At 45.6% G+C, this 5,850-nt stretch carries 4 protein-coding genes and 1 pseudogene; 4 read left to right on the forward strand and 1 reads right to left on the reverse strand.

Annotated features, from left to right (window positions below):
• Positions 1–364 precede the first annotated feature (364 nt).
• The 4 genes from metG (at position 365) to thiC (ending at position 4,609) form a co-directional block, all read left to right on the forward strand.
• Complete coding sequence (gene metG, locus BIY37_RS03025; RefSeq protein ID WP_070066367.1) at positions 365–691, forward strand: methionine--tRNA ligase subunit beta; 327 nt, start codon at positions 365–367, stop codon at positions 689–691.
• A 49-nt stretch (positions 692–740) separates the two neighbouring features.
• Complete coding sequence (gene recN / locus BIY37_RS03030) at positions 741–2,450, forward strand: DNA repair protein RecN (protein WP_070066368.1); 1,710 nt, start codon at positions 741–743, stop codon at positions 2,448–2,450.
• 5 nt (positions 2,451–2,455) lie between these two features.
• Positions 2,456–3,226: a pseudouridine synthase gene (locus BIY37_RS03035; RefSeq protein ID WP_070066369.1), complete on the forward strand. Its 771-nt coding sequence runs from the start codon at positions 2,456–2,458 to the stop codon at positions 3,224–3,226.
• Between the two features lie 108 nt (positions 3,227–3,334).
• Positions 3,335–4,609, forward strand: coding sequence for a phosphomethylpyrimidine synthase ThiC (gene thiC, locus BIY37_RS03040; protein WP_070066370.1), 1,275 nt, complete (start codon positions 3,335–3,337; stop codon positions 4,607–4,609).
• Positions 4,610–5,056: 447 nt separating this feature from the next.
• Here thiC and blaOXA read toward each other — a convergent pair.
• Positions 5,057–5,796: pseudogene (blaOXA, locus tag BIY37_RS14115) on the reverse strand (class D beta-lactamase); the annotation flags it as partial.
• Positions 5,797–5,850: the final 54 nt, after the last annotated feature.

Consider the following 5,850-nt stretch of genomic DNA (forward strand, 5'->3'; position numbering starts at 1 on the left):
CCCTTGTATTTGCTGGCTTAGCAGCTCATACACCCCTCGAATTGCGAAGGTCGGGCTAATTCAGCCCGAAATTGACAACCAAATCGATTGCGACACTATTTGTGCATAGGGTAACGACATCTGTCCTCCATTTCCCTATAGTTTAGTTTTTTTCTAAAACAATTTTTAGCTGAATTTCTCCTGCGCGAATCTGCAGTCTTTAATTCATTGACACATTTTCCAAAAATGGGTATATTTATAAAAAAATAAATGTGCCTTTTTGTACCTTACTACAATCCTGTTAGTTGACAAAATAGGGTAATGCTAATAAATAGGATGCGCAGACAAGGCCTGTTTATTTTTCCCATTTTACGAAAGGTTGACAATGATCTCAATTGAGGATTTTTTGAAGATAGACCTGCGGGTAGCTGAGATAAAACACGCAGAGCCCCATCCAAATGCAGACAAACTCCTGATACTGAAGATCGATGCAGGTGACGGCATGGAAGGCAGGCAGATTGTTGCCGGGATTAGAAGCACTTACCAGCCAGAAGAACTGGTCGGGAAAAAAATTGTTATTGTTAATAACCTGGCGCCCGCAACTCTGCGGGGAGTGGAAAGTCAGGGAATGTTGCTGGCAGCAAAAGACGGGAGCCAGGTGGTAATCCTTACAACGGAAAAGGATATAAAGCCAGGATCCAAGATACAATAAAAACTGAATTGCTATTTTATTCATTTGCAGAAAATGGCAAAAAATAACCATGCTGCAGGAGTTATACATATCGAATTTTGTATTGATTGACAAAGTCACCATCACCCTTTGCGAACGGCTGAACGTATTTAGCGGGGCAACGGGTGTAGGAAAATCCATGATAATCGGGGCTCTGAATTTCATCATTGGTGGTCGGGCAACCGCAGATCTCGTACGGAGTGGCAAAGAGGAGGCAACGGTTATCGGTAAATTTTCCATTACCGATGGAAGTCTTTTGATGCAGATTAAAAAGATATCAGATAACAACACTATAGAAGAAGAACTTCTGCTCCAAAGGAGCATCGATACAAACGGCCGGAGCAGGTGCCGCCTCAACGATTTTCCGATCACGGTATCCATGCTGAAAGAAATCGGAGAAATCCTGATCAACATTCACGGTCAGCACGAACATGAAACCTTGTTGCATGGCATAAACCAACTTTACATTCTGGACGATTTTGGAGGGATATCCCCGTTGCGTGAACAATTTGCCGATATTTATCAGCAGTTCACGGAAAAGACCATCCTGAGAGATACCTTGAAAAGCAATCAATTGGAACGAGGGCAAAAGAGGGATCTGTATGCCTTTCAAATCGATGAGATTGATAAAGCACAACTTAAAGCCAGCGAGGCAGAAGAACTTGAAAAGGAAAAGACTCTCTTAAGTAACGCCGAAAAAATTTACAGCACGATCTCCTCATGCTATTCCCAGCTTTATGAGTCTTCTGATGCTATTCTGGAAAGGTTGAAATCTGTCCGGCGCGAATTACAATCGATTGCAAAACTTGACGACACCCTGCAAAAGATATTCGATGATTCCACACAATCTGCGTATCTGATGGAAGACATGGCTTTTTCTTTGGGGAAATACCGGGACGGATTCAATTACGACCCGCAAAGGCTTGAGATTATTGAAGAACGTTTAAACACGATTAGAAAGTTAAGCTCTAAATATGGAAGTACGATCAAAGAAATTTTGTCCTATCGTGATGAAGCATCAGAAAAACTGAAGCTCCTTTCGGAGGAAGGTGCCGTAGCCGGGAATCTGGACGAGGAAATACATAAACTTACGAATGATCTGAAACAGAAGGGCGGCGAATTAACCAGAAAACGCCTTTCCACAGCAGAGCAATTAACGCCACTCATTAATAAAGAGCTACACGACCTCGGTATCCCCCACGGCCGGTTTTCCGTTCAGCTTACTTCGTCTTTTTTACATAACCATAACGATCCACAGGTTTCCGATGCAAAGAGACACGGTTTTGACCAGGTGGATTTTCTCATCTCACCCAATCCAGGCGAAGATTTAAAACCGTTGAAAAAGATTGCCTCAGGTGGGGAAATCTCACGGGTCATGCTGGCGCTCAAACACCAACTGGCTAAAGCAGACAAGACGCCGGTATTGGTTTTTGATGAGATTGACGCCAACATAGGAGGAAGAATGGGAGAGGTAATTGGAGAAAAGTTGAGCAGTATTGCCAGGTCACACCAGGTAATATGCATTACCCACCTCCCTCAGATTGCCAGCTACGCAGATGAACAATGGAAGGTTCACAAAGTAGTAAAAAATGGCAAGACTTATTTAACTATTGAAAACTTATCAGGCAAATCCCGGCTTGAAGAAATTGCCGAAATGATCCGGGGAAGTGAAAAAACGGACATCACCCGGAAACAAGCCCAGGAAATGCTGCGTGATGCAAAGCGAAAGGTAAAAAACTAGGACTCATGCTGGAACGTTTACAGAAAATACTGGCAGAAGCAGGATTAGGCTCCCGCCGTGAATGTGAGAGAATTATTGCGTCAGGAAGAGTAACCGTCAACGGAAAACGTGTTACAACCCCAGGTATAACGGTCGATGGAGATACAGCCGATATCCGTTGTGATGGCACCTTGATACGAAAACAGCGTAAGATTTATTTTTTACTGAACAAACCGAAAGGTTATGTGTGTACAAATCGTGACGAACTGGAACGGTTAAAGGCGATCGATATTATTAAAAATGTAACTCAGAGGATATATACCATAGGCAGACTGGACAAGGAGAGTGAAGGGCTGATTATTGTAACCAATGACGGTGACCTTGCAAACAAACTATCTCATCCGAAGCACGAGGTGAATAAAACCTATTTTGTAGAGGTGGATGGATACCTGACGGATACGGCAATTGAGGCCCTGGAGTCTGGTGTTTGGCTTTCCTTTGGCAAGACACAACCCGTACGAGTTCGCAATGTACGCAGAGGCAGGCACAGAAGCAGGTTTGAAATGGTGCTGAAGGAAGGTAAAAACCGGGAGATCCGGCGTATGCTTGTTGACTGTAATTATAAGGTGCGCATTCTGCGCCGGATAAAAATCGGCAATTTATATGATCCAAGTCTAAAAATCGGCAGATATCGCAAATTAACGGATAATGAGTTGGCGCGGCTTTATGCGCTGGCTGAGAGAGGAGCCGCACGCCGGGTAAATATCCGGGAGTCTTTAACTGACTCAAAAGCATAAAAGTATTCTTTGAATACCACCACCAAAAAAAGAGAAACAACAAAACCTACCTTTCTGCCTTTTTAATAGGAACGGAGAGAGATGAGCAGGAAAATTCAGATGAAAGAGATGACACAGCTACAACTGGCCAGACAAAATATCATTACACCTGAAATGAAGCAGGTTGCTACAGACGAAAGCCTTGAGCCTGAGTATATCAGAGAACGAATTGCCGAGGGGAAGATTGTCATTCCTGCAAACCATAAGCGTACAGCCACAAAGATCTGCGGTATTGGAGCAGGACTTAGGACCAAGGTTAATGCCAATATCGGCACGTCAGCCGATTATGCCAATATCGCCAGCGAGATGGATAAATTACGGGCAGCCGAAGAAGCAGGAGCTGACGCCGTAATGGATCTGAGCACCGGCGGCGATTTGCGAACGATACGGAAAAAGATTCTCGAACTAACCTCCATTGCCATAGGAAGCGTTCCCATCTATGAGGCGGCCGTTAAGAGCGTCCAGCAAAAACATTCCATTGTCGATATGACGGCAAAGGACATGCTTGATGCGGTGCGGTTGCATTGTGAGGACGGCGTAGATTTTATAACCGTGCATTGTGGCGCCACAAAGGGAGTGCTTAAGCATCTGAAAGAAAACAAACGCATTTGCGGCGTGGTAAGCCGCGGCGGGACATTTTTGGTGGAATGGATGATCCACAACGGACAGGAAAACCCGTTGTATGAAAAATACGATGAGATATTGGCTATTGCAAAGGAATTTGATGTTACCCTGAGCCTGGGAGATGCCATGCGACCAGGAGCTTTGGCAGATGCGTTTGATCGTGCACAGGTGTATGAGTTAAACGTACTCGCAGAGCTTGCACAAAGGGCATTGGATGCTGGTGTGCAGGTTATGGTGGAAGGCCCTGGCCATGTGCCCATAAATCAGATAACTGCTCAGGTCCAGTTACAAAAGGAACTCTGCAAAGGGGTACCTTTTTATGTGCTCGGACCAATTGTCACGGACGTCGCACCGGGATATGATCATATTACCTCTGCCATTGGTGGAGCTATTGCTGCTGCTGCAGGGGCCGACTTCCTTTGCTATGTAACCCCAACAGAACACTTAAGTCTGCCTGGTCCGGCTGACGTAAGAAGCGGTGTCGTAGTAGCACGAATTGCCGCCCATGCCGCCGATATTGCCAAGGGCATTAAATCGGCATGGGAGTGGGACAAAAAGATGTCGCAATTCAGAAGAAAAAGAGATTGGGAGGGACAGTTTCAGACCTGCATCGACCCAACAGTAGCCAGAAGTATCCGCGAAAAGGGACGTCCGCAAAATGACGAAGTCTGTTCCATGTGCGCTGAATATTGTGTCTTCAAGCTTAGCGACAAGGTATAAAGCCAGCAGCAAAAAGGACCAAACTGTTAATGTGTTCTTTCTGGGTCAATCAGCGCGCAGATTTCTTCGCTCGTCCGGTTGAGCGCCTCGTTAATCACTGTCGTTAAGTGAAATCATTTAACTTCAAACCGAGATGTCTCTCTATTTCCGGCCTACGAATATTTCTTATTTCTCGGAGCGGTATAGCACACGAAATTCTCTAGGCAAACGAGTGTTACAGCCTCTGGAACAGGCTGCCGTTGAAAATCTTCAAAGTTACCTCTTCAGTAGGGCAATAGTCGTGAGTCGCGTTTACTGTGGACTGATTGCTAGACGGCACCAATTGCTAAAAAGCAAAAGGGGTTGAATGCTTTGAAAGGGCATTTTAATCAATAACAAAAATTTGCACCTTTTCTTATCACTTTCTTACCAAATTGTGCGTCTGCTCCTTCGCGTACGCCGGGCTTGCTATTTGCCGTCCAACAGCATGTAAAACTCCGGGAGAATTTCTTCTCGCGCCTTAGTTCCTCCAGGCATATCTGATGCCTTCCTTCCTATTTCCAGTCGGGCAAAGACAACCAGTCGGTTATCCTTTTTTGCTCGACCCACAAACCATCCCTGTGGCCGGCTTTCGTCTTCCTTGCCATCACTTCCATGCAGTCAGCCACTGCCGCTCTTTCCATGCACCACCCATCCCCTGATTGCTTGGTATTGCAGGATAATGACACCCGTCATGTCATATGCCATCTCGGACACAGGCAGCTTATGCGCAATAAAGCGATAAAGAAATTGGATCTGCTCCTTGGGGGGGATATGGACAGGGAAGACATCAACCAGGAGCGGGTCAGACCATTGTGCATTCCCGGATCACCCGAGAAGTCCTGATTTCCATACTCAAATTTCTTTACGTACTCCGAAAATCGCGCATCCCCGAGTCAAGTTGTCAATTGCTGGGAGAACCACACAACGGAGTCACTCCGCCGTAGCGCCGGATAGCCCTTCTTAAATTTCAGGTCTCTCTGAGAGGGATTGTATTCCGGCTTCAATTCCCAGATGGGCGTACTTGGTGATCGCAGAATTCCACTATTAAATCCCATGATCGCCAATGCGATCTTGAATGAGGAGCATGGAGAATCTCGCCGACCACACTCTACAGTCCTATGAAATACATTCCCGGTAACGGCATCTGCGATGATGGTGCACTTAACCCGACTTTCGCAATTCGAGCTGAAAAAAGGTTATTTTTAGGCATGAATCGCCCA

It is taken from the genome of Candidatus Brocadia sapporoensis, from assembly GCF_001753675.2.
Classification (GTDB): Bacteria; Planctomycetota; Brocadiia; order Brocadiales; family Brocadiaceae; genus Brocadia; species Brocadia sapporoensis.

Excerpts from the sequence above, each read along its gene's own strand:
- metG (WP_070066367.1), top strand. The coding sequence starts at position 365 with ATGATCTCAATTGAGGATTTTTTGAAGATAGACCTGCGGGTAGCTGAG.
- recN (WP_070066368.1), top strand. The coding sequence starts at position 741 with ATGCTGCAGGAGTTATACATATCGAATTTTGTATTGATTGACAAAGTC.
- BIY37_RS03035 (WP_070066369.1), top strand. The coding sequence starts at position 2,456 with ATGCTGGAACGTTTACAGAAAATACTGGCAGAAGCAGGATTAGGCTCC.
- thiC (WP_070066370.1), top strand. The coding sequence starts at position 3,335 with ATGACACAGCTACAACTGGCCAGACAAAATATCATTACACCTGAAATG.